18 protein-coding genes are annotated in these 24,901 nt (G+C 67.0%); 8 read left to right on the top strand and 10 right to left on the bottom strand.

Going from position 1 to position 24,901, the window contains the following annotated elements:
- Window positions 1–232 precede the first annotated feature (232 nt).
- Window positions 233–1,783 (bottom strand): VWA domain-containing protein, encoded by a 1,551-nt coding sequence (locus tag DYQ94_RS06160; RefSeq protein WP_126965903.1) that lies wholly within the window; start codon window positions 1,781–1,783, stop codon window positions 233–235.
- 187 nt (window positions 1,784–1,970) lie between these two features.
- Between DYQ94_RS06160 and rtcR the strand changes: the two genes are divergently transcribed.
- Window positions 1,971–3,581 (top strand): RNA repair transcriptional activator RtcR, encoded by a 1,611-nt coding sequence (rtcR, locus tag DYQ94_RS06155; protein ID WP_102251800.1) that lies wholly within the window; start codon window positions 1,971–1,973, stop codon window positions 3,579–3,581.
- Window positions 3,582–3,789: 208 nt separating this feature from the next.
- On the opposite strand, the gene DYQ94_RS06150 is transcribed toward rtcR, so the two are convergent.
- The 7 genes from DYQ94_RS06150 to creD all read right to left on the bottom strand — a co-directional run bounded on the left by DYQ94_RS06150 (window position 3,790) and on the right by creD (window position 10,362).
- Window positions 3,790–4,284 carry a transcriptional repressor gene (locus DYQ94_RS06150; protein WP_039526270.1) on the bottom strand — a complete coding sequence of 165 codons (495 nt, stop codon included), beginning with the start codon at window positions 4,282–4,284 and terminating at the stop codon, window positions 3,790–3,792.
- Window positions 4,285–4,299: 15 nt separating this feature from the next.
- On the bottom strand, window positions 4,300–5,703 hold the full coding sequence (gene gltX / locus DYQ94_RS06145) for a glutamate--tRNA ligase (RefSeq protein WP_065032529.1): 1,404 nt from the start codon (window positions 5,701–5,703) through the stop codon (window positions 4,300–4,302).
- 67 nt (window positions 5,704–5,770) lie between these two features.
- Entirely contained in the window at window positions 5,771–6,862 is a 1,092-nt protein-coding gene (locus tag DYQ94_RS06140; RefSeq protein WP_054592982.1) for a DUF3616 domain-containing protein, read from the bottom strand.
- Window positions 6,863–7,034: 172 nt separating this feature from the next.
- Entirely contained in the window at window positions 7,035–7,919 is an 885-nt protein-coding gene (locus tag DYQ94_RS06135; RefSeq protein ID WP_126965902.1) for a carbon-nitrogen hydrolase family protein, read from the bottom strand.
- Window positions 7,920–7,965: 46 nt separating this feature from the next.
- The gene (locus tag DYQ94_RS06130; protein ID WP_126965901.1) at window positions 7,966–8,577 is read right to left on the bottom strand and encodes a GNAT family N-acetyltransferase; all 612 of its coding nucleotides are present in this window, start codon (window positions 8,575–8,577) and stop codon (window positions 7,966–7,968) included.
- A 35-nt stretch (window positions 8,578–8,612) separates the two neighbouring features.
- Entirely contained in the window at window positions 8,613–9,035 is a 423-nt protein-coding gene (locus DYQ94_RS06125) for a hypothetical protein (RefSeq protein WP_126965900.1), read from the bottom strand.
- Window positions 9,036–9,042: 7 nt separating this feature from the next.
- Window positions 9,043–10,362, bottom strand: coding sequence for a cell envelope integrity protein CreD (gene creD / locus DYQ94_RS06120; protein WP_126965899.1), 1,320 nt, complete (start codon window positions 10,360–10,362; stop codon window positions 9,043–9,045).
- Between the two features lie 433 nt (window positions 10,363–10,795).
- Between creD and DYQ94_RS06115 the strand changes: the two genes are divergently transcribed.
- Window positions 10,796–11,608 (top strand): C1 family peptidase, encoded by an 813-nt coding sequence (locus tag DYQ94_RS06115; protein WP_126965898.1) that lies wholly within the window; start codon window positions 10,796–10,798, stop codon window positions 11,606–11,608.
- Between the two features lie 268 nt (window positions 11,609–11,876).
- On the opposite strand, the gene creC is transcribed toward DYQ94_RS06115, so the two are convergent.
- Both creC and creB read right to left on the bottom strand, forming a co-directional pair.
- A complete protein-coding gene (creC, locus tag DYQ94_RS06110) occupies window positions 11,877–13,325 on the bottom strand; it encodes a two-component system sensor histidine kinase CreC (protein WP_126965897.1) in 1,449 nt (482 codons plus the stop codon).
- 48 nt (window positions 13,326–13,373) lie between these two features.
- Entirely contained in the window at window positions 13,374–14,078 is a 705-nt protein-coding gene (creB, locus tag DYQ94_RS06105) for a two-component system response regulator CreB (RefSeq protein ID WP_016902310.1), read from the bottom strand.
- Window positions 14,079–14,112: 34 nt separating this feature from the next.
- Between creB and DYQ94_RS06100 the strand changes: the two genes are divergently transcribed.
- The 6 genes from DYQ94_RS06100 to DYQ94_RS06075 all read left to right on the top strand — a co-directional run bounded on the left by DYQ94_RS06100 (window position 14,113) and on the right by DYQ94_RS06075 (window position 24,893).
- Complete coding sequence (locus DYQ94_RS06100; RefSeq protein ID WP_016902309.1) at window positions 14,113–15,021, top strand: 23S rRNA (adenine(2030)-N(6))-methyltransferase RlmJ; 909 nt, start codon at window positions 14,113–14,115, stop codon at window positions 15,019–15,021.
- A gap of 192 nt (window positions 15,022–15,213) precedes the next feature.
- Window positions 15,214–15,756 carry a GNAT family N-acetyltransferase gene (locus DYQ94_RS06095; protein ID WP_039526258.1) on the top strand — a complete coding sequence of 181 codons (543 nt, stop codon included), beginning with the start codon at window positions 15,214–15,216 and terminating at the stop codon, window positions 15,754–15,756.
- A gap of 583 nt (window positions 15,757–16,339) precedes the next feature.
- Window positions 16,340–19,810 (top strand): transcription-repair coupling factor, encoded by a 3,471-nt coding sequence (gene mfd / locus DYQ94_RS06090; protein WP_126965896.1) that lies wholly within the window; start codon window positions 16,340–16,342, stop codon window positions 19,808–19,810.
- A 505-nt stretch (window positions 19,811–20,315) separates the two neighbouring features.
- Window positions 20,316–20,645 (top strand): STAS domain-containing protein, encoded by a 330-nt coding sequence (locus DYQ94_RS06085; RefSeq protein WP_016905011.1) that lies wholly within the window; start codon window positions 20,316–20,318, stop codon window positions 20,643–20,645.
- Window positions 20,646–20,661: 16 nt separating this feature from the next.
- Entirely contained in the window at window positions 20,662–22,668 is a 2,007-nt protein-coding gene (locus DYQ94_RS06080) for a chemotaxis protein CheA (RefSeq protein WP_126965895.1), read from the top strand.
- A 68-nt stretch (window positions 22,669–22,736) separates the two neighbouring features.
- Window positions 22,737–24,893: a methyl-accepting chemotaxis protein gene (locus DYQ94_RS06075; RefSeq protein WP_160954506.1), complete on the top strand. Its 2,157-nt coding sequence runs from the start codon at window positions 22,737–22,739 to the stop codon at window positions 24,891–24,893.
- Window positions 24,894–24,901: the final 8 nt, after the last annotated feature.

Here is a 24,901-nt window from a genome sequence, read left to right as displayed (position 1 = left end):
CCAGCTGAGCTACCACCCCACACAGGGTGGGCGGGACTCGAACCCGCGACCTGGAGCGTAAGAGGCTGTAGTTTCATCGGCATTCGTGACCACCGACGGCGAAACCTGTAGGTGGCAACCAGACCATGACACTGCTGCCAGGTCAGTTGCTACCGCTTGTTCAACACATAGCATTCCTGCCACCACCCGGCGGGCCCCATTGCCCGCCGGGTCTGCACACGTCCGTGTGTGCTCACAGCTCGATCGAGCCGATCCGCTCGACCCAGCGCGTCGCACCCGCACCCTGCGCTGCGAACGTCGCGATCAGGTCGAACACCGCATCGCTGAAACCGCCGACATGCAGGATGTCGTCGCGCTCCAGCGTCTGGCTGGTCGCGACCGGCTGCAAGTCGATGCACACCATGCGGGCCTGAGGACAACGCGCCTTCAACCGCGTCCATTCCTGCATGGTTGCCGTTGCCGCACCGCTGCGGGTATCGCGCCAGCTTTCGTTGTCCGACACCAACACCAGCAGATCCACCTGAGCCCGCATTGCGTTCAAGTGCGCCAGCGGCGCACTGACGCTGGTGCCGCCACCGCATTGCGCCGCCAACTGCTGCGCCTGGGTGAGCACGCTGTCGCGTGGATTCAACCGCAGCGGACGCACCTGCGTGTCGAACGGCAGCACTGTGGCTTGCGGGTTCGTACGCTGCACGCACGCGGCGATCAAGGCCGCCACATCCACGCAACGCACGCTGGTGGTCGCCCCCTTGCGGTAGCCGGTGACCGGCGATGCCATCGATCCCGAGACATCGACCGCCACCACCACCTTGCCCTCCAGCACCGGCACCTGCCGGGTCGCGATTTCCATCGCATCCTGCAAGGCAGCACCGATCTGCGGCGGCAACTGGCTGGCCGCGGTGTAGGCCACCTGCAATTGATACGGAAACACACGGGAACGCTGGATCTGCTCCGGATCGCGCAGGCGTGCGGCCACCTTGGCCACCATCGTCGCATCGGCAAACACGCCATGACGCGCAAACGTATTGAGGTTCATCCTTAACGTCTGCCACGACACCCGCTCTGCCAGCAGTGCCCAGTGCGCCCGCGTCAACGGCACTGCCGTGTAGTACTGGAACGGCAGATCCGGCAACGCCTCGCCCGGCGAACGCTTGAACGCCTCGTACGCCTGCAGTACCGCCGGCAATGCGGTCTCCTGGTAGGGCTTGCCGATCACCCATGCATACAGGGCCTCGCGCTCGGCATCAGCCGGCTTCGGGTGCACCATGCGGATCACGTCGGCTAGCGACGGCTGCTGCCCGATCGCCGCCTGCACGATGGTGGCCACCGACGCCTGCTGCAACCACTGCCGCACCATGCGCTTGGGCAGCGAACCCAGCGACTTGCGCCCGACCTGACCGCTGCGCATGATCTGCACGAAGTTGCGCAACAACCGGCCGTTGTCGACCACGCGGGGAAACGCACGGGCAAAGACCTCCGCGTCGCGGGTGGTCAACGTCGCCAGCAACAATGCCGGCATGTCCTTCATGTGCGCTACCTGACGTGCATAGATCGCGGTCTGCGCAACGAATGCCGGCGGGACCCGCTCGCACAAGGTCAGCATCTGCTGCAACTGCGCGTCGGCGCTCGCATAGTAGGTGCCGTTCAAGCAGCCGGTAGCCGCATACAACGCCAGCGCACCACGCGGCGTGCGCTCATAGGCGCAACCGCCGGCCTCGTTCTGGGCGGCCGCCTTGGGCAGCAATGTGCCACGCGGCGAGGAGAAGAGTTGAAGATTGGCCATGTCCGGCTCCTGGCGGGAACTGCCCACGGTGGGACGATGAGCCATGCTCAGCAATGCGCGTGCCAACTTTGGCAGCCAATGCATAAGGCACTGTTTTGCAAGGGTTTAATTTTATTTCCATGACACGCCGGCACGGCGAGTTTGATATTTTTCGTATACTCCAGGCGCGCTATTTATCTGGATGGATATGGACAGGACCAAGGTCATTTTCGGCATGCTCGGCGTGCAGCTGGATGCCGGCACCGGGCCGGGACGCTGGGAAAAGTGGAGACCCACCGTGTCACTGGGCATGCACGACGACTTTTTGGTTGGCCGCGTCGAATTGCTCGCCGATGCGCGCCGCCATGCAAAATTGGCGAGTGTGGTCTGCAATGATCTTGCCCAGGTGTCGCCAGACACCCAGGTGCAACAGCACGACACCTACCTGGCCGACCCTTGGGACTTCGAGGGCGTGTACGCCACCCTGCACGACTTCTTTGCCAGCTATACGTTTGCGCCGGAAGATGAGGACTATTACCTGCACATCACCACCGGCAGCCACGTCAGCCAGATTTGCTGCTTCCTGCTGACCGAGAGCCGGCACTTCCCCGGCCGGCTGCTGCAGACCTCACCGCCCCGCAAGCAAGGCAGCGGGGAGGCGGGCAGCTATGCGGTGATCGATCTCGACCTCTCCCGCTACGACCGCATTGCGCAGCGTTTCGCGCAACAGCAGATGCAGGACCGCGCCCTGCTCAAGAGCGGCATCGCCACGCGCAACCCCGCGTTCAACCGGATGATTGAGCAGATCGAGACGGTAGCCACGCGCTCCAAGGCGCCGATGTTGCTGATGGGACCCACTGGCGCCGGCAAGAGCCAGCTGGCCAAGCGCGTGTTCGAGCTGAAGAAACTCAAACACCAGCTGGGCGGACGCTTCGTTGAGGTGAACTGCGCCACGCTGCGCGGCGATGGCGCCATGAGCACGCTGTTCGGCCACACCAAGGGCGCCTACACCGGCGCGATCAGCGATCGCCCCGGACTATTGCGCTCCGCCCACCAGGGGCTGCTGTTCCTGGACGAAATCGGCGAACTTGGGCTGGACGAACAGGCCATGCTGTTGCGCGCCCTGGAGGAGAAGCGCTTTTTGCCGGTCGGCAGCGACAAGGAGGTGGAAAGCGAGTTTCAACTGATCGCCGGGACCAACCGCGACCTGCAGCAGCAGGTGCTGCAAGGGCGCTTCCGCGACGACCTGCTGGCACGCCTGAATCTGTGGACCTACCACTTACCGGGACTGGCCGAGCGCATGGAGGACATCGAGCCGAACATCGATTTCGAACTGGAGCGTTGGTCGCGCGAACAGCATCAGCGGGTCGCCTTCAACCGCGAGGCGCGTGCGCGCTACCTGGCCTTCGCGACCAGCGCAGAAGCGCGCTGGAACGGCAACTTTCGCGACCTCAGCGCCTCGGTCATGCGCCTGGCGACCCTGGCCAATGCCGGCCGTATCCAAACCGAACTGGTGGACGAGGAAATCATTCGCCTGCGCCAGCAATGGAATGGTGCACAAGCGGCGTCGCCGCTGGAGGCCTTGCTGGGCGATGGCGTGGAGCAGCTGGATCGCTTCGATCGCGTACAGCTGGAAGACGTGGTGCGCCTGTGTGCGCGCAGCAGGTCGCTGTCGCAGGCTGGCCGCGAGCTGTTCGCGGTTTCGCGCGGACAGCGCGCCAGCACCAACGACGCCGATCGCCTGCGCAAGTACCTGGCGCGCTTCGGCCTGGACTGGGAACAGGTGAGGATGAGTCCAGATACCACAGCGCAACGCTGAGGCCACAAGGCCTCAGCGTTGCGAGGCAAGCTGCTGCGCGAGCATCACTCGCCGTGTAATGCCCCCGTTATTTCCGGGACGCGAGCGCGCGCTACCTACACGCTGAGCCCGGAATCGCACTCTGCTCGGCATCGCCGCAGCATAACCAGGCACCGTCTGCCCACGACAACGACAACTTTGTCGGTCAGCGACTGCCGCGCGCCGGCGGTCAGTCGGCCACCGCGCACTTGGCGCACAGGCCGTGCACTTCCAGCGTCTGCGCCTGCGGCTGGAAGCCCAGCGCCTTGGCGCGCGCTTCCAGTTGCGCCACCACCTCGCGGTCTTCCAGTTCCACCGCGCTATGGCAGCGGTCGCAGATCAAGAACGGCACCGAGTGCTGGGCGCTGTTGGGGTGGTGGCAGGCGACGAAGGCGTTGACCGACTCGAGCTTGTGCACGAAGCCGTTGGCCATCAGGAAATCCAGCGCGCGGTACACCGTGGGCGGAGCGTCGGCGCCAACGCCCTTGCCTTCGCGCACCCAGTCCAGCAGTTCGTAGGCCTTGACCGGCTTGCCGGCGTCGGCGATCAGCCGCAGCACATTGGCGCGGATCGGCGTCAGCCGCAGGCCGCGCTCGCTGCAGGCGCGCTCCACCGCGCGCACGAAGCCGTTGGCGTCGTCGACATGGTGATGCGGTGCAGTGCAGGCGTGTTCGTTGGTTTTCATCACAGGCTCCGGCGGTCAGCCCGCCCCTATCTTGATGAGTGCCGCATCGATGCGTTTCAAGGCGCCCTCGCGTCCGGCCAGGTACACCGTCTGCGAAATGTCCGGGCTGACCTGGGTGCCGGTGATGGCCACGCGCAGCGGCTGGGCCACCTTGCCCATGCCCAGCTCCAGCGCGGCGGCCGCGTCGTGCAACGCGGCCGAGACGGTCTCCACGCTCCATTCGCTCTGTGCCGCCAGCAGTTCGCGCGCCTTGCCCAGCGGCACTTCTGCGCCCAGCTTGAGGTGCTTCATCACCGCCGCCTCGTCGTAGGTTTCCAGCGGCTGGTACCAGACCACGGCTTTTTCGGCCATTTCCTTCAAGGTCTGCACGCGCTCGCGCAGCGCCACCACCACATCGGCGGCGGCCGGGCCGGCGGCGACATCGATGCCCAGCCTGGCGAGCTGGTATTCCAGCTGCGGGGCGATGCTGGCCGGGTCGTCGGTCTTGAGGTAGTGCTGGTTGACCCAGCCCAGCTTGGCCATGTCCAGCCGCGCCGCCTTGGAATTGACGTTCTTCACGTCGAACAGGTCGAGCAGTTCCTGCCGACTGAACAACTCCTGGTCGCCGTGCGACCAGCCCAGACGGGCCAGGTAGTTGATCAGCGCATGCGGCAGATAGCCGGCGTCCTTGTACTGCATCACGTCGGCCGCGCCGGTGCGCTTGGACAGCTTGGCGCCCTGCTCGTCCAGGATCATCGGCATGTGCGCGAACTTCGGCACCGGGGCGCCCAGCGCCTCATAGATGTTGATCTGGCGCGGCGTGTTGTTGATGTGGTCGTCGCCGCGGATCACCTCGGTGATGCCCATGTCCCAGTCGTCCACCACCACCGCGAAGTTGTAGGTGGGGAAGCCGTCCGGGCGGAAGATCACCATGTCGTCGAGCTCGCTGTTGGCGATCTCGATGACGCCCTTGATCAGGTCGTCGAACACCACCGTGCCGCCGACCGGATTCTTGAAGCGGATGACCCGGTTGGGGTCGTCGCGGTACGGCAGGTTCTGCTCGCGGGCGGCGCCGTTGTAGCGCGGCTTTTCCTGCCTGGCCATCGCGGCCTCGCGCATGGCGTCGAGTTCCTCGCGGGTTTCGTAGGCGTAATAGGCCTTGCCCTGGGCCAGCAGCTGCTCGGCGACCTCCTGGTAGCGGGCGACGCGCTGGGTCTGGTAGATCGGGCCTTCGTCGTAACCCAGGCCCAGCCATTCCATCGCCTCCAGGATGGCGTCGATCGCGGCCTGGGTGCTGCGCTCACGATCGGTGTCTTCGATGCGCAGCACGAACTGCCCGCCGCGGCGGCGTGCCTCCAGCCAGCAATACAGGGCGGTGCGGGCGCCGCCGATGTGCAGGTAACCGGTGGGGCTGGGGGCAAAACGGGTGCGGCAGGTCATGGAGCGCTCGGCAAAACGGGAGTCGGCCGATTTTACCTTGACCAGCGCAGACCTGCCCGCGCGCGGCTCAGCGGTTGCGTAACAGGTCGCCGTAGACCACGTCATCGCCGCCGCTGCGCGCCGGGCCGGGCGCGTCGTACAGCACCAGCCAGCTGGGCGTGTCGCCGGCCAGGTGGCTGGGAAGATTGCAGATCGCCTCGGCGCGGTCGCTGTCGGTGCCGTGCGGCAACACCGCCGATTCCAGCAGCGCGTGCTGAAAGCGCACCGGCGCCTGGTTGGCGGCCAGCACTGCACGCGCGCCCGGCCATTTGAACAGGCGGATTTCGCCGTTCAGCACCATAGTCGGGCCCGCCAGCAGGTACAGGTCGTCGCCGGAATAATGCAGGTCGCGGATGCCCAGCCCGCCCAATTGCAGGAAGTGCTTGCGCAGCAGCGTGCCGTCCTCGTCCAGCGGCGCCAGGCGCAGGTGGTCGCCATGCGCCTGCACCCGGATCTCCAGCAGCGCCGACCAGCCGCGCAGCACCGGCCCGCGCAGGCCCAGCAGCAGGCGCTCGCCGTCCACCACGATGCCTTCGATATCGAAGCCGTTGTCCTTGCCCGGGATCTTCAGGAACGGGCCGAAGTGCGGGTCGTCGGCCAGCAGCTCGGTGAGCTGGTTGTGTTTGGCATCGCCCTTGAGCCGCAGCGCGCGACGGCCGTCAGCGGCTTCGCGCACCAGGCGCGGGGTGCCGTCGGCATCGCGCTCGATCGGCAGGCAGGCCAGCAGGCGGCGGTTGGCGTCGAGCTTGAGCTTGGTCAGGCGTTTGGCGTTTTCGGCATCGTCGCGACTGCGCTTGGCATTCTTGCGCTTGAGCCCATGCGAGCCGATCACCCAGAGGAATCCCTCCGACAGCGCCATGCCTTCCAGATCCGCCTCCTCGGCCGCCTCGCCGGGCAGGTCCAGCAACTCGGCCAGCGCAAAGCTCTGCCCCTGGCCGAAGCGCAGCGTCTCGCGCTGCACGGGGTCGAGCCTGCGCAGGCGATCCACCGCGCAGGCCTCGTCGCCGGCCACCCACAGCCAGTCGTCGGTGAAGGCCGCACCGGACAGATTGCTGTGCACCAGCGCGCCAGGCGCGAACTCGAGACGGACGCTGTGCGGAATCAGGGTTTTCTTGGCCATGGGAACCTGGTGGGAGGTATTGCAAGGGATGAAAGTGGCTGAGGTACCGTAGCGCGCGGTCACCACTTGAGGCACGGCGCGTGAACGTTGCAGCGTACGTATGGCAGTGCCGTCGCGAACACCGGCTGCGCTCGCCCGACGATGAACATCGTCCTTTGAGGACCACGCTCTATCAGTCGAACGTGGCCAGCCTGGCACGTGCAACGTGAGCGCCCAATTGACCGACCCAATCGCGATCGTTGGCGACCTGGGCCTGCGCGCGGCTGGCCTCGAAGGCGGCAAAATCCAGCTCCGCATACGCCCACACGGCAGTGCCCTGGGTCTGCGCCAGCACGCCATCGGCGGGGAAGCCGACATCCATCGGTGCGAACACCGCCGCTTCGCCGGTATTGACGTCCAGCGCCGGGCTCCACGGTGCTTGCCCGGCCGTGACCGATTGCGCGACGAACACGCGGTTTTCCAGCGCGCGCGCCAGGCAGCCGACCCGTACCCGCATCGCCCCGGCGGCGGTGTCGGTGCAACTTGGCACGATCAACAGCCGCGCGCCGGCCTCGTACTGCGCGCGCACCGGCAGCGGGAACTCGCTGTCGTAGCAGATCGCGATCGCCGCACGCACGCCATCCAGGTCGAACACCTTCAGCGCATCGCCCGGCTCGATCAGCCCGGTGGCCTTTTCGAAGCCGGTCAGCTGCAGCTTGTCCTGCCAGCCATGCCGGCCATCGGGGGTGAACCAGTCGCTGCGATTACGGTAACGGCCCTGGCCCAGGTCCAGCAGAAAGCTGCCGGCCACCAGATGCAGCTGATGCTGGTGCGCCAGGCCGGCAAACAGCTCCAGCCACGGCGCACGCAGCGCCTGGATCGCCGCCAGCGACTCCGGCAACCCGGCAGAAATCTGCGTACCGAAGGTCGCGCCCAGCTCCAGCGACAGATACTCCGGCAGCACCAGCAGGCGTGCGCCGGCGGCAGCAGCCTCGCCCACCAGCGCCGACTGGCGTGCGGCGAATGCGGCAAAGTCGGCAGGTTTGCCGATCGGGTATTTGGCGACGGCAATTTTCATCTACGGGCCTGGTTGCGGGTGATCGATGGGGTAAGAAGTGACTCGGTCACGGCGGCAGTGGCCGCGTCCACACCCGCAGACTGTGGTCGATCTCGCCGTGTTGCAACTCCGCCCACGCCAGCTGCACGCGCATGTCCGCTTGCGGTGCATAGCCACGTTTGCGCCAGAACACGTCGTTGGGTCGATGGTCGGCCGGCTTGCGCGGATCGTTTTCTGCGCGTTCCACCGCGCAGAACGCAGTGAGCGCGAAGCGGCCCAGTGCACGCGCATGCGCCTCGCGCTGGTCGAAAAATGCGTGGCCGATTCCCTGCCCGCGATAGTCCGGCAGCAGCACCGATTCGCCGAAATAGAACACGCTGGCCGGGTCGATGCCGGCTGCACGGAACGGCGCATGGAAGGCTTCGCTGTCGTCGAGCAGCGGCAGCCCGGTGGAGGCGCCGATCACCGCATCGCCATCGCGTGCCAGCACGAACACGCTGTCCGGCGAGGCCGCGTAGGCTGCCAGATAGCCGCGCTCGTAATCGGCGTCGCCGTCGTACAGATACGGCCAGGCGCGGAACACCGCGATGCGCAGTTGCGCCACCGCAGCCAGATGCGGCAGCACCTGCGTGCCGCGCACCGTTTCAACGATCAGGGAGGAGCCGCTCATGCCGGCCATGGTAAGCCAGCCTGGCGCAGCTGCGCCGCCGCACGTCAGCGCAGCCAGCCGCCATTGCCCGGAGCCGCCGCAGCCGGCTGCTGCCACAGCAACCACACCGCCGCCTCCTCGCTGGCCAGCAGCACACCGAGCAGTGCATCGGTGCTGCGCGCCCAGTAGCTGCCGTTGCTCAACCGCTGCCACGGCCCGTAGCGACGCGGACGCGCGTTGCCTGCCGCCGCGTCCTGCCGCTGCGCCGCCTGCAGGAAGCCGCTGCCGCCCAGGCGCAATGCCTGCGCGGTGCCTGCATGCAGGCGCAGGCCGATCACGCCGCGGCGTCCGTCGCGGCGCAGGGGCAAGGCCGACAACGGCGAAGCGTCCCAATACTGCGGTAGCGCTGCGGGAAGCAGCGCCACCGTGTCGATCCCGGCGGGCAGCAAACGCTGCGCCCGCCGGTGCAACTGTGCGTGAGCGCGCATGCCGGCCTCAGCGCAGGCTGTTGCCAAGCTCGTACCAGTCGAGCTTGCGGGTCACCCACATGATGCTGGCCAGGATGCCGAACAGCAGCAACGATCCCATCAGCAGCGAGTTGTCTTCGGAGATCAACAGGCTGTAGAGCACCCCGTACAACGCCGTGAGCATCGCCGAGAACCCGGCTGCACGCGCCCAGCTGCGCAACACCCCGGACAGATAGAAGAACTGCAGGCCGATACATGCCGCGGCAGAGACCAGATACGCCTGCCAGAACGCGATGTGCTCGGACAGGCTCAGCAGCAGCAGGAAAAAGATCGCCAGCGCCAGACCCACCAGCAGGTATTGCAGCGGATGGATCGGCAGACGCTTGATCAACTCGAACAACACGAACGCCACAAAGGTCAGCACCACGAACAGGATGCCGTACTTGCTGGCCCGATCGGCCTGGGTATACACGTCCACCGGATCGACCAGCCGCACCTCCAGCGTGTCCAGCGACGACTGGCTGGACTGCAGCTGGCTCTGTGCACCGGTGGCCAGCGACGACAACGACCAGCTCGCATCGAAACCGCGCGCACCGATCGTCGGCGCATTCGGCAGGAAGCGCCCGCCGAACAGCGGATGCGGCCAGGCCGAGCGCAGCGCGATGTCGTTGTTGTCGGCAATCGGTGCGATCGCCAGGCTGCGGGTGCCGTCCAGCACGAACGACATCTCCACCAGCTTGCCATCACCCAGCGTGCCGGCCAGCGCATCGCCCAGCGGCTGCAGATCGGCATGGATACCGGCCGAGCGCCCCACCAGGCCGCCGGCCCCGCTCTCCAGCGGCAAGCTGCGGCCGTCCACCCGCAGGCTCGGCGTGCCGACCAGGCCGCGCACATCGGAAATGCCTACCGCCAGATGCGGCCGGCCATAGCGACGACCGGCCATGGCCGGATACTCGAACGGGTCGAACTCGGCCTTGAGCCTGGCCTTCCACGAATACACCTGCACACGGAACAGGCCGATCTTGCGCTCGGACGGGGTCAGCTCGCCGCTCAGGGCGAGCGTGCGCGGGGTCTGCAGCAACTGGCCGTCGCGCTTGCGCCAGACCTTGCGCGGGTTGCCTTGCTCGTCCGGCTCGGTGACCTGTACGTCCTCGGTAAACGGCAGCACCCGCACCGGCGCGATGAACTGCTGCTCGCCGGCCTTGCTCTGCGCCACCCGCTCCACCGCCTCGTCGCGGTAACGCGCACGGTCCTGCACCGTGCCGCGGATCAGCAGCAATGGAATCAGCAGCAACAGGATCAATCCGCCAATGGTGGCGAAGCGCAACAACAGTTTCAGGGATTTCATCGACCTTCCTCAGTCTGGGAGGTCGCCAGGGTGCGTTGCGACGGTGTCGCAGGTTTGAGGCGAATTTGAAGCGAATGTGAAGTGGGCGATCGGCAGGCTCGGCGACCGGCACTGTGATCCCGTTAGGAAATGCAGGTTTTGCCCTGCAAAAATGCAACAGAGGCCCAGGACATGCTTCCGTTGCATCGCCAGGGTTTCGCATCACCGCCGCGCGCTTCGCCGCCAGGCGCAACGATGCCAGTGCAGTTGCGCATCACGGGGCCATTGCTTCTCGAGTCTGCGTTGATCACGGCGTTCCAGTTCCGTGGTTCCGCGGCATCCGCATTCAACGTTACGCGCCGCAGCGGCGGTGTCGCACACGCTTGCCCGCTTGCCAGCCGTGGCTCAACAAACGCGCACGACTGCATTCCTCTCTCGCCTGGAGTTTGCCTTCATGACCAAGCAACGTTCGCTCACGCTCTGCCTGCTCGCTGCCCTGAGCCTGTCCGCCGCCGCCGCACAGGCGGCAATGCACGGGATGGGCCTGAAACCCTCGTCGTTGATGCAGCCGGTCACTCCGTTGTTCGGCATTGCCAGCGCCGCCAAACCCCTGCCCGCCACGGTCGACCTGACTGCCTGGGCAATCACCCCGGGCGACCAGGGCCAGGTGGGGTCGTGTGCGTCATGGGCAACCGCCCACACCCTGACCGGTTGGTATGCCAACGCCAACAAGCAGGCGCAAACCCGCTTCGCCCCGATGTATCTCTATAGCCAGGTCAACGGCGGCGTCGATGAGGGCTCCACGCTGGAAGCGCCGCTGGACGTCGCGCTGGCCCAAGGCATCGACACCGAGCAGCATTATTCGTGGGGCAACTACAACTGGAAGAACCCACCCACCGCGGCCGACCGCGCCAACGCCGCCAAGAACCGCACGCCGTACCGCAAGTACACCGTGCTGTATTCGGGCGACGGCAATGGCGGGCGGGCCCTGATCGAACAGATCAAACTTGCGCTGGCCTCGTCCACGCCGGTGGCGATCGGCTTCTATGTCAGGCAGGGGTTCGAAGACCTCACGCCAAAAAACCAGGTCGACTACGACACCAAGACGCCGATCCTGGGCGGGCACGCGGTGATCGCGCTGGGCTACGACAGCGAAGGGCTGCTCGTCGAAAACAGCTGGGGCACCGAGTGGGGCAACAAGGGCTTTGGCAAGCTGTCGTGGTCGGTGGTCGCCAAGGACGTCATCGGGGCCGACGTGGTGCACTGACACACAGCGGCTGCGCACGGTGAGGCGCGGCGGACACGGACACGCAAGCGGCATGTGCCTGGCGCATGCCGCTTGCGTGCCACCGCGATGCCGCCGCCGTCGGCCGCCGGCCTGTGCACTGACGGCACGCAATGCGGTTCAGAGCCGCCGACACACCTGCTGCACAGCCGCCGGACGGGCGCGGCCGGTGCGCGGAATCGGCGCGTACCACTCGGTTGCTGGACCCACCTGACGACTGCTCGCTACGTTCTGCGGTTTGTAAGCGCGCTTAGCCGATGGGCAGGCGCAGGGTCGCGATCGCGCCGCCACCCTCGCGGTTGCCCAGCGTGGCCTCGCCACCATGCAGGCGCGCCACTTCGCGCACGAACGGCAGGCCAAGGCCGGAGCTGCGTTGTCCGGTCTGCGGGCGGGCCAGCGAATAGAAACGTTCGAACACCCGTTCCAGTGCGTAGTCCGGCACGCCGCTGCCGCGGTCCTCGACCACCAGCTGCAGCTGTTCCTCCAGCACCTGCGTACGCAGCTGGATGGTGCAGCCCTGCGGTGAAAACGCGATGGCATTTTCCAGCAGGTTGATCAGCGCCTGGCGCAGCAGGAATCCATCGCCCAGCACGTACTGCCCGCGCGCGGTGTCGGATGCGGCATCGCGTTCCAGCAGCACGCCGGCCGCTGCCGCGCGCGGCAGCACGGCATCCACGGCCGCCTGCAGCAGGCCAGCCACCGCGATGCGCTCGCGCGTCTGCAGCCAGCCGTGCTGCTCCACCTCGGCCAGCGCCAGCAGCTTGTCGATGGTTTCGGTCAGGCGCAGCTCCTGCGCGCGGATGCTGGCGACAAAGTGCTGGCGATCGGCTTCCGGCAGTGGCTCGCTCAACAGTTCGGACGCGCCACGGATTGCCGCCAGCGGGCTCTTCATCTCGTGCGTCAGCGACTGCACGTACTGCTCCACGTAGGCCTTGCCTTCCAGCTTGCGCCGCATGCTTTCCAGCGCCTGGCCGAGGTCGCCGATTTCATCGCCGCGCGGCTCCGGCGGCGGCACCGGCACGCCGGCGCTCACCGCCTGTGCGTAGCGATTGAGCCGGCCGATGCCGCGCATCAGCCACCAGGTCATCCAGATGCCGATCAGCGCGGAAATGCCGATCAGCCAGGCACCGCGCTGCAGGATGTTGCGCTGGCTGGCCTCGATGAACGGGTCGATGCTGCGATTGGGCTGCGCCAGCGTCAGCACGCCGATCAACTTGGCCGGGTCATTCGGCGCGTAGATCGGTGCGGCCACATGCATCACCGTGGCGGTCGGGTCGCCATCGACCTCGGGGCTGGAACGCGCGCCGTATTCGCCGCGCAAGGTGCGATAGACATCGTTCCAGCGCGAGTTGTCGCGGCCCACATCGCGGCCCAGCGAGTCGAACACCACCACGCCGCGCGCGTCGGTGACGGTGACGCGGTAGGCCACATCGTTCTTGCGGAACCGCCACACCCAGGCCTTGGGGTCGCGCCGCTGCGCCTGCGCCACGTTGCGCGCAAAGCTGCCGCTGGCGATGGTGCCGGCAGCCAGCTCGCTGCTGGCCATTTCCGCCAGCACATTGGCCGCGTCCACCAGCGTGGATTCCATCGCCTGGCGCACACCCGGCTTGACCTCGTTGACGAACACCCGCATCACGAAGAACGCGGCCAGCCCCACGATCAGGAAGAAGCCCAGGAACAGCTTGAGACCGAGCCGCATCTCAGGCCCCGACCCGAAGAACAACGCGATGCCTGCGCGTGGCCATGGCTACAGCTCCAGCGCGTAGCCGAGGCCACGGTGGGTGCGGATCGGGTCGGCCGGCACGCCGGCCTGGCGCAGCTTGCCGCGCAGCGTCTTGATATGGGTGTCCACGGTGCGGTCTGCGCTGTCGGCGCTGGCGTCCCAGCCGCGGTCCATCAGCTGTGCGCGGCTCAGGATCGCGCCGGGGCGCTGCAACAGCGCCGACAGCAGCGCGTACTCGTAGCGGGTCAGCGGCAGCAGCGCATCGCCGTAGCGGATGCGGCTGCCCTCGCGGTCGATCGCAAACGCGCCATGCGGCTGCCAGCCCGGCTCCGCCACGGCGGCCGCATGGCGACGACGCAGCCGCGCGCGCACCCGCGCCACCAGCTCGCGCGGGGAGAACGGCTTGGCCATGTAGTCGTCGGCGCCCAGTTCGAAGCCGAGCACGCGGTCGATCTCGTCGTTGCGCGCGGTCAGGAAGATCACCGGCACGTCGCTGAACCCGCGCAGCGTGCGGCACACCTCGAAGCCGTTGATATCCGGCAGGCCCACGTCCAGCACCACCACATCGGCCGGGTCGGCACGCAGGCGCGCCAATGCGTCACGGCCCAGCAGGCAGTGTTCGGGCGCGTAGCCTTCGCTGCGCAGCGCGTACAGCACGGTATCGGCAATGGCGGCTTCGTCTTCGACGACGAGCACGCGGGCGGGGGACTCGGACATGGCGCGCAGCATAGCCGCATGCTGGCGCGGCCCGTACACTGCCGCGATGAACTATCGCCACGCCTTCCATGCCGGCAACCATGCCGACGTGCTCAAGCACATCGCCTTGCTGGCGCTGATCGACACCCTCAAGCGCAAGGACACGCCGTTCTTCGTGCTCGACACCCACGCCGGCCGCGGGCGCTACCAGCTCGGCGGCGAGGAAAGCCGCAAGACCAACGAGGCCGATGCCGGGGTGATGCGGCTGATGGCCGAGTCGACCCTGCCCGAGGTGGTCGAACGCTATCTGCGCGCGGTACAGGCCGACAACCACACCGTCGCCCGCCCGGCCACGCCCGGCCAGAAGCCGGCGCGCCCCACCGCCGGCATCCAGATCAACCATTACCCCGGCTCGCCGTTGCTGGCGGCGCAGGCGCTGCGCGAACAGGACCGCATGGCGTTCTGCGAGTTGCAGCCGGAAGAGGCCGAGGCGCTCAAGCGTCTGTTCGCCAGGGACAGCCGCGTGCGCGTGCATGCCGGCGATGGCTACGAGGCGATTCGCGCCTTCGTGCCGCCGCGCGCGGGCGAGACCAAGATCGGCCGCGGGCTGGTGCTGATCGACCCGCCATACGAGGCGCAGGAAGCCGAGTACCCGCAGGTCATCCACAGCGTGCGTGAGACCCTGGCGCGCTGGCCACAGGCGATCTGCATGGTGTGGTACCCGATCAAGCTGCGGCGCAGCCTGCAGCCGTTCATGCGCAAGGCGGCCACGCTGCCGGCCAAGTCGGTGCTGGTGGCCGAGCTGCAGGTGCGCCCGGACGACTCGCCGCTGCGCCTGACCGGCAGCGGGCTGCTGATCGTCAATGCGCCATGGCAGTTCGACCAGGTGCTGGCACCCGCGCTGCCGGTGCTGAAGCAGCACCTGGGCGAGGCAGGTGCCTCGACCCGGCTGGAGTGGCTGCGCCAGGACGCCTGAGTTGCCTGTACCGGGCGCCTGCTCGCGCTGGCGAACGCGGCTGCATACTCACGACTGGATCACGGTATCGCTCGGTACAGTGATGAGGGAAGCACTGCCACCCCCTGACGACCCCCAGCGGCGCACCGGATTCATTCACGGTTGTGCGCTGGGCGGGTGCCAGAATCTTCCGATCTTTAAGGAACACCGGTCATGGCCATTCGCAATCGCATGCCTCCCTGGCATGAAAACTTCAGTCTGCCCAATGGCCGCACACTCCTGCTCCGTCCGATCCGTCCCGAGGACGGTCCGCCGCTGCAGGGTGCTTTCAGCCTGTTGGGGCCGGAGGAAATCCGCGCGCGCTTCGTGCGTTCCTCCGCCGAAATCACCCCGGAGATGGTGCAGCGCCTGACCCATCCCAACCCCAAGAGCGAAATCGTGCTGGTGGCCGCCGAACAGCTGCCCCCGGGCGAAGCCCTGGTAGGTGCGGTGGCGCGCGCGGCGCTGGTGCCGGGCACCCGCCAGGCCGAGTACACCATCCTGGTCAGCAGCTTCGTCGCCGGCCAGGGCCTGGGACGGCAGCTGATGCGCAAGCTGGTCAAGTGGGCACGGCGCAAATACCTGGATTGCCTGTTCGGCGACGTGCTGCAAAGCAATGTGCCGATGCTGCAGCTGGCCGAGTCGCTGGGCTTCAAGCCACAGCCGCATCCGGAGTCGCCGGAGTTGGTGCGGATGGTTCTCGAGCTGGATGCCTGAGGGGCTGGGATTCGGGATTCGGGATTGGGAGGGCCGCCGCGCCCTTGACTCACCTGGCTTTGGTTGTTGATCTGTCGCTTGGCTGCAGGGCCCTTGCCCGCCCACCATCGCAGGACACGCCGCAAGTACGTCCTTGTAGGCTCTGGCGCGGCATCCATGCCGCTCAAGGTCCCGCGACGGTGAGCGGGCAAGGACCTGTCGCGATGGTCGGTCCGCATAGTGCAAGCAGCACGGTCTCAGGCAAGAACGCGTCCGCTCGTTTTCGCAAGAAAGCCAGTGCAGCGGACCAGCTTTTCAAACAACCGACCAACTGTCTGGGGCGGTGTCCTCGCCGATTGCGGGACCGTGTGGCGGCATGGATGCTGCCACCGAGCCTCCACGGACGGATTCACGGCGTGTCCCGCGAGCGGTGAGGGCGCCGCACCCCCGACTCACCTGGCTTTGGTTGTTGATCTGTCGGGATGGTCGGTATGTAGATGCCGAGAGCGCCGCACGTCCGACCAAGGCGGCGCAGGTGGCCCGACGCCGGCTTTCACGCCGGATGGACCGGCCGTGGTGGGTGCTCTGATAAAATTGCCGGCTGATGCCGTCGCCAACCACCTTCCCCTCTCCGCCGCTGCCCAAGTCCGGCCAGCTCCGCGCATATTGGCGCGCTCCGTCTTCGCCGACTGCGCTGGCCTGGTCGATCGCCCGCGCCGCCGAGGCGCATGCCGGCCCGCTGCTGGTGATCGCCCGCGACAACCAGAGTGCGCATCAGATCGAGGCGGATCTGCATGCCTTGCTCGGCGAGCATGCGACGCTGCCGGTGGTGCCGTTTCCCGATTGGGAAACCCTGCCCTACGACCAGTTCAGCCCGCACCCGGAGATCATCAGCCAACGCCTGGCCGCACTGCATCGGCTGCCCGCACTGACCCGTGGCGTGGTGATCGTGCCGGTGCAGACGCTGATGCAGCAGCTGGCACCGCTGAGCTACATCGTCGGCGGTAGTTTCGATCTCAAGGTCGGCCAGCGGCTGGATCTAGATGCGGAAAAACGCCGTCTGGAAAGCGCCGGCTACCGCAACGTGCCGCAGGTGATGGACCCGGGCGATTTTGCAGTGCGCGGCGGCCTGCTCGACGTGTTCCCGATGGGCGAAGCCACGCCGTTGCGGATCGAGTTGCTGGACGAGGATATCGACTCGATCCGCGCCTTCGACCCGGAATCGCAGCGCTCGCTGGACAAGGTCGAGGCCGTCAAGCTGCTGCCCGGCCGCGAAGTGCCGATGGACGATGCTAGCGTCGAACGTGTGCTGGCCTGCCTGCGCGAGCGTTTCGACGTGGATACCCGGCGCAGCGCGCTGTACCAGGATCTGAAGTCGGGGCTGGCGCCGTCGGGGGTGGAGTATTACCTACCGATGTTCTTCAGCAAGACCGCCACCTTGTTCGATTATCTGGACAAGCGCGTGCTGCCGCTGGTCGCCACCGGCGTTTCCAATGCGGCGGACACGTTCTGGGCGCAGGCGCAGGACCGCTACGAGCAACGCCGCCACGATGTGGAGCGCCCGCTGCTGACACCGGACGAGTTGTATCAGTCGCCGGATGCACTGCGCGAGCGGCTCAACAAGCTGGCGCGCATCGAAGTCTGGGCCAGCGACCATCCGCGCATCGACGAGGCCGCCGCCCTGGGCGACCAGCCGTTGCCGCCGCTGCCGGTGGCGGCAAAAGACGCCCCGGCCGGTCAGGCGCTGGCCTCGTTCCTGAGCCATTACCCCGGCCGCGTGCTGGTGGCCGCCGATACCGCGGGCCGGCGCGAAGCCTTGATGGAAGTGCTGGCCGCCGCGCAGCTGAAGCCGGAGGTGGTCGCCGACCTGCCCGCCTTCCTGGCCGCGCCCAAGCTGCGCTTCGGTATCACCGTGGCGCCGCTGGAAGACGGCTTTGCGCTGGACGCCCCGCAGATTGCGGTGCTGACCGAGCGCCAGCTGTTTCCCGAGCGCGCCAACCAGCCGCGCCGCAGCCGCCGGGTCGGGCGTGAGCCGGAAGCGATCATCCGCGATCTGGGCGAGCTGTCCGAAGGCGCGCCGATCGTGCACGAGGACCACGGTGTGGGCCGCTACCGCGGTCTGATCGTGCTCGACGCCGGCGGCATGCCCGGCGAGTTCCTGGAAATCGAATATGCCAAGGGCGACCGGCTGTATGTGCCGGTGGCGCAGTTGCATCTGATCAGCCGCTATTCCGGCGCCTCGGCCGAGACCGCGCCGCTGCATTCGCTGGGCGGCGAGCAATGGACCAAGGCCAAGCGCAAGGCGGCCGAAAAGGTCCGCGACGTGGCGGCCGAACTGCTGGAAATCCAGGCCCGCCGACGTGCGCGTGCCGGCCTGGCGCTGCAGGTGGACCGGGCGATGTACGAACCGTTCGCGGCCGGCTTTCCGTTCGAGGAAACCGGCGACCAGCTGGCGGCCATCGATGCGACGCTGCGCGATCTGGGCAGCAGCCAGCCGATGGATCGCGTGGTCTGCGGCGACGTCGGCTTCGGCAAGACCGAGGTGGCCGTGCGCGCCGCATTTGCCGCCGCCAGCGCCGGCAAGCAGGTCGCCGTGCTGGTGCCGACCACGCTGCTGGCCGAGCAGCATTACCGCAACTTCCGCGACCGCTTCGCCGATTACCCGATGAAGGTGGAAGTGCTGTCGCGCTTCAAGAGCACCAAGGAGATCAAGGCCGAGCTGGAGAAGGTCGCCAGCGGCGAGATCGACGTCATCATCGGCACGCACCGGCTGCTGCAGCCGGACGTCAAGTTCAAGGACCTGGGCCTGGTCGTGGTCGACGAAGAGCAGCGCTTCGGCGTGCGGCAGAAGGAAGCGCTCAAGGCGATGCGCGCCAACGTGCATCTGCTCACGCTCACCGCGACCCCCATCCCGCGCACGCTCAACATGGCCATGGCCGGGCTGCGCGACCTGTCGATCATCGCCACCCCGCCGCCGAACCGGCTGGCGGTGCAGACCTTCATCACCGCCTGGGACAACGCGCTGCTGCGCGAGGCCTTCCAGCGCGAGCTCAGTCGCGGCGGGCAGCTGTACTTCCTGCACAACGATGTGGAAAGCATCGTGCGCATGCAGCGCGAGCTGTCCGAACTGGTGCCGGAGGCGCGCATCGGTATCGCGCATGGGCAGATGCCCGAGCGCGAGCTGGAGCGGGTGATGCTCGACTTCCAGAAGCAGCGCTTCAATGTGCTGCTGTCGACCACGATCATCGAATCGGGCATCGACATCCCCAATGCCAACACCATCATCATCAACCGCGCCGACCGCTTCGGCCTGGCGCAGTTGCACCAGCTGCGCGGCCGCGTCGGCCGCTCGCATCACCGCGCCTATGCGTACCTGGTGGTGCCGGATCGTCGCTCGATGACCGCCGATGCGGAAAAGCGCCTGGAGGCGATCGCCTCCATGGACGAGCTCGGCGCCGGCTTCACCCTGGCCACCCACGATCTGGAAATCCGCGGTGCCGGCGAGCTGCTGGGCGAAGACCAGAGCGGGCAGATGGCCGAGGTCGGTTTCAGCCTGTATACCGAGCTGCTGGAACGCGCGGTGCGCAGCATCCGCCAGGGCAAGCTGCCGGACCTGGATGCCGGCGAGGAGGTCCGCGGCGCCGAGGTCGAGCTGCATGTGGCCGCGCTGATTCCCGAGGATTACCTGCCCGACGTGCACACGCGCCTGACGCTGTACAAGCGCATCTCCAGCGCACGCGATGCCGATGCGCTGCGCGAATTGCAGGTGGAGATGATCGACCGCTTCGGCCTGCTGCCGGACCCGGTCAAGCACCTGTTCGCGATTGCCGAGCTCAAGCTGCAGGCCAACGCGCTGGGTGTGCGCAAGCTGGACCTGGGCGAGAACGGCGGCCGGCTGGTCTTCGAGGCAAAACCGGCGATCGACCCGGTCGCGGTGATCCAGATGATCCAGAAGCAGCCCAAGATCTACACCATGGACGGCCCGGACAAACTGCGCATCAAGCTGCCGCTGCCGGAAGGCGCGGACCGTTTCAACGCCGCACGCGGCCTGCTGACGATGCTCGCACCCAGGTAGAAACGCGCGCCGGGCGGTTGCGCCTGCTTTACGCAGCGTGCTGGACCGTGCAGGACGCAAGGATGCGTCGAGCGCGTCGCAGGCAGGGGCCGCTGCGAATCCAAGCCGATGCGGCATTTTCACTAACGCCCAACGCCGCAGACGATGCCGGCGCGGTCCCATGTTGCCTGTTTCATGCGTGTTCCCCGCTGCGGTCACGCACATGCGCCCGACGCAGCGAGTGAAGAAGTCGGCTGAAAGGTAGCGCGGTGTCCTGCACGATTGTCCGGGACACCGGCTTCCTGAGTCTGCTTGCGACAAAGCTGAGCAGTTAATACGCGGGAAGTGATGGATTTCGCAAATCCGTCACCGCGGTGAATTTGGCCTAAATATTCCTGCCGCGCGCCGATACCTGCATGGACCGACGTGATCGCCGTGTGCAGAGCTGCCCATGCGACCCCGCGCCGGAGCGACCTTTTCCGCGTCAGGCACGCATCCGTGCGCCACCGCATCGCTTGAGGCATCCATGAACACGCCACTGTCCGATCTACCCGCGCCGCTGACGCTCGCCCTGGAAGGCGAGATGACCATCCGTCGCGCTGCCGAACTCAAGCCGCTGCTGCAGCCGGCCTTGCTGCATCCGGGCGGGTTGCACCTGGACCTGGGCGCGGTCAGCGAGATCGACACCACCGGCCTGCAGTTGCTGCTGGCGACCAAGCAGGCGATCCAGGCCGACGGCCGGCCGTTTTCGCTGACCGATTCCAGCCGCGCGGTGGTCGATGTGATCGAACTGCTCGGCCTGCTCGAAGCCTTGTACCCACATGCGGTTGCGGGTATCGGCGAACGCATTCACTAAGGGACCGGCAACGCGTATGGATATGAACCAGCTGATGCAGACCTTCCTGGCCGAGAGCCGGGACCTGCTCGAAGACATGGAACGTCACCTGCTCGAAGCCGAGCGTGGCGAGTCCTCGCCGGATGCGGTCAACGCGATCTTCCGTGCGGCGCACACCATCAAGGGCTCGGGCGGCCTGTTCGATCTGCCGCAGCTGGTCGGCTTCACCCATGTCGTGGAAAGCGTGCTGGACCTGGTGCGCGACGACGCGCTGACGCTGAGTTCGGAACTGATCGCGCTGCTGCTGGTGTGCTGCGACCATATCCATGCCCTGGTGGAAACCGCCGCCGACCCCGCTCACGCCGATGCCGACGCACTGGCGGCAGAGGCCGCCCCCCTGCTGGCACAACTGCAGACCTACCTGCAGGCCAGCGCATGCGGTGTCACCGCCTCCGCCATCCAGCACAGCACCCCGGAAAAACAGAGCGGTTACTGGCGCATCACGCTGAAACTGTTCGCCGACGCGCTGCGCTACGGCAACTCGCCGCTCAAGCTGATCCGCAACCTGCGCGGGCTGGGCTCGGTCGAGTCGATCAGCACCGACGTCAGCCAGCTGCCGAGCTTCGAAGCGCTCGATCCGGAAGCCAATTACCTGGGCTTCCAGATCCTGCTGCGCAGCGATGCCGACCGTGCCGCGATCGAGGACGTGTTCGAGTTCGTGCGCGAAGACTGCGACCTGGAGATCCTTTCGGTGCCGGCACCGATGGACGCCAGCGCCGTGCCTGCCAGCGAGCCGGTCGTGGCTGCCGCGCCGGTCGTCGGCGCGCTGGCTGCCGTGCCGGCCGCAACGCCGGCACGCGCGCCGCAGGACACCGGCGCACGCAACCCCGACGCGCGCTCGATCCGCGTCGACGCCGACAAGCTCGATCGCATGATCGATCTGGTCGGCGAACTCATCATCGCGGTGGCCGGCACCAATGCCAACGCACAGCGCACCGGCGACGCGCAGTTGCTGGAATCGGCCTCGATCCTGGCCGGCCTGGTGGAAGAGGTGCGTGAAAGCGCTCTGCAACTGCGTATGGTCAAGATCGGCGGCACCTTCAGCCGCTTCCAGCGCGTGGTGCACGATGTGGCGCGCGAACTCGGTAAGGACATCGCGCTGGTGGTGGCCGGCGAGGACACCGAGCTGGACAAGTCGGTGGTGGAAAAGATCGGCGACCCGCTCACCCATCTGGTGCGCAACGCCATGGACCACGGCATCGAGCCGGCGGACGTGCGCGTGGCGCGCGGCAAGCCCGCACGCGGCACCGTTGGCCTCAATGCGTATCACGACTCCGGCAGCATCGTCATCCAGATCACCGACGACGGCGGCGGCCTGAACCGCGACCGCATCCTGGCCAAGGCGCTGGAACGCGGTCTGATCGAGCCGGGCCGCCAGCTCAGCGACCGCGAGGTGTTCGCGATGATCTTCGAGCCGGGGTTCTCCACCGCCGAAAAGGTCACCAACCTGTCCGGGCGCGGCGTCGGCATGGATGTGGTCAAGCGCAACATCACCGCGCTGCGCGGCACCGTGGAAATCGACAGCAGCGCCGGCGTGGGTACCACCATCTCGGTGCGGCTGCCGCTGACGCTGGCCATCATCAACGGCTTCCAGGTCGGCGTCGGCAAGTCGGTGTTCGTGGTGCCGCTGGACGTGGTGGAGGAATGCGTGGAATTCACCCCTGACTACGCCAGCGACTACATCGACCTACGTGGCAGCGTGCTGCCGTATGTGCGCCTGCGCGAACTGTTCGCGCTTGGCGGCAGGACGCCGGCGCGCGAAAGCATCGTGGTGATCCGCCAGGGCGCCCAGCGCTTCGGCCTGGTCGTGGACACCTTGCTGGGCGAATGGCAGACCGTGATCAAGCCGTTGTCCAAGGTCTTCGCGCAGGTCAAGGGCATCAGTGGCTCGAGCATCCTGGGCAGCGGCGATGTCGCGCTGATTCTCGATGTGCCCAGCCTGCTGCAGCAATTGCATCCAAATCAGGACGCCCTGGCGGCCTGAGTCACCACACCAGCACTCCCCACATCACCGCGTCATTCGTTGTTCCCTGAGCCCAGGAAGCTGCCGCCATGTCACACCGTCTCCCGATCGCCACGCAGTTGTGGTTCACCGCCGCCCTCGCCCTCGCCTTGCCCGTCGCGGTGGTGGTCGCCGGCTTTGCGCTGACGCTGTCGCACGGCGCCCTGCTCGCCGCCAGCGTCCTGGCCGCGCTCGTCAGCGGCGCGTTGCTGTTCCATGCGATCCGCAGCGCGACCGGCTCGCTGCAGCTTGCCACCACTACGCTGGATGCCTTCGCGCGCGGCAACTTCGCCGTCGCCTTGCCGCAGCTGCGCGATGAGCAGGCCTGCGAGGTGCTGCGTGCGCTGCGCAAGGTGCAAGGCAACATCGCCCACGTCAATGAGGAGATCAATCGCGTCTCGCAGGAACACGATGCCGGCGAGATCGATGCACGCATCGACGTGGCGCGTTTCGACGGCGACTTCCGCACCATGGGCGAAGGCATCAACCGCATGGTCGCCAGCCACATCGCGGTCAAGAAGCAGGCAATGGCGTGCGTGGCCGAGTTCGGCCGCGGCAACTTCTCCGCCGAGCTGGAACGCCTGCCGGGCAAGAAGGCCTTCATCAACGAGATCGTCGAGCAGATCCGCGGCAACCTCACCGGCATGGTCGCCGAGGTCAACCGCATGGCGGCCGAGCACGACGCCGGCGATATCGACGTGGTCATCGACACCCAGCGTTTCAGCGGCGATTTCCGCCGCATGGCCGAAGGCATCAATGCGATGGTGGCCAGCCACATCGCGGTCAAGAAGCAGGCCATCGCCTGCGTGGCCGAATTCGGCCGCGGCAACTTCACCGCGCAGCTGCCGTTGCTGCCGGGCAAGAAGCGCTTCATCAACGAAACCCTGGAACAGGTGCGCGGCAACCTCACCGGCCTGATCGCCGAGATCAACCACATGTCGGCCGAGCACGAGGCCGGCGACATCGACGTGGTGATCGACAGCAGTCGCTTCGACGGCGATTTCCGCAGCATGGCCACCGGCATCAACCAGATGGTGGGCGCGCATATCGCAGTCAAGAAACTGGCGATGGGCGTGGTGGCCGAGTTCGGCCGCGGCAACTTCGAGGCACCGCTGGCGCAGCTGCCGGGCAAGAAGGCCTTCATCAACGACACCGTGGAGCGTGCGCGCGGCAACCTGCGCAGCATTTCCGAAGTGATCCAGGTGATGGGCGCAATGGCCGACGGCGACCTCACCCACACCGTGGAAGGCCGCTACGAAGGCGCGTTCGCCGACATGCAGCGCTACGTCAACACCACCATGAGCCGGCTGACCGAGATCGTCGATGAGGTCAACCGCAACGCCGAGAACCTGGCCAGCGCCTCCGAACAGGTCAGCGCTACCGCGCAGGCGCTGGCCCAGGCCGCCAGCGAACAGGCTGCCGGCGTGGAAGAGACCAGCGCCTCGCTGGAACAGATGACCGCCTCCATCGCGCAGAACACCGAGAACGCGCGCGTCACCGACAGCATGGCCGCCAAGGCCGCCAGCGAAGCCGCCGACGGCGGCGACACCGTGCGCGCCACCGTGGTGGCGATGAAGGACATCGCCAAGAAGATCGGCATCATCGACGACATCGCCTACCAGACCAATCTGCTGGCGCTCAATGCCGCCATCGAGGCCGCGCGTGCCGGCGAACACGGCAAGGGCTTTGCGGTGGTGGCGGCGGAAGTGCGCAAGCTGGCCGAGCGCAGCCAGATCGCCGCGCAGGAGATCGGCGAGGTGGCCGGCTCCAGCGTGGACCTGGCCGAAAGCGCCGGCCGCGTGCTCGGCGAGATGGTGCCCTCGATCCGCCGCACCTCCGACCTGGTGCAGGAAATCGCCGCCGCCTCCGAGGAACAGACCGCCGGCGTCAGCCAGATCAACACCGCCGTCGGCCAGTTGAACCAGACCACGCAGTCGGCCGCGGCCAATGCCGAAGAGCTGGCCGCCACCTCGGAGGAAATGAGCGCACAGGCCGAACAGCTGCAGCAGTTGATGGGCTTCTTCCGGCTCGGCAACGGCTCGCGTGCGGCGGCGTCGACCAGCAGCAAGCCTGGCCCGCGCCGGATCGCAACGCATGGCAGCAGCACCGCGGTCAGCGCACCGCCGCGTCGCAGCAACGTGCGCCAGATCAGCGCGGTGGCGACCACCGCCGATGCGATCGACGAATCGCAGTTCGCCAGCTTCTGAGGAAACGA

Origin of the sequence: Xanthomonas sp. LMG 8993 (genome assembly GCF_009835065.2) — a bacterium.
Lineage (GTDB): Bacteria > Pseudomonadota > Gammaproteobacteria > Xanthomonadales > Xanthomonadaceae > Xanthomonas > Xanthomonas arboricola.
Note: the sequence above shows the minus strand (reverse complement) of the source record. Positions and strands in the feature narration are given on the sequence as shown.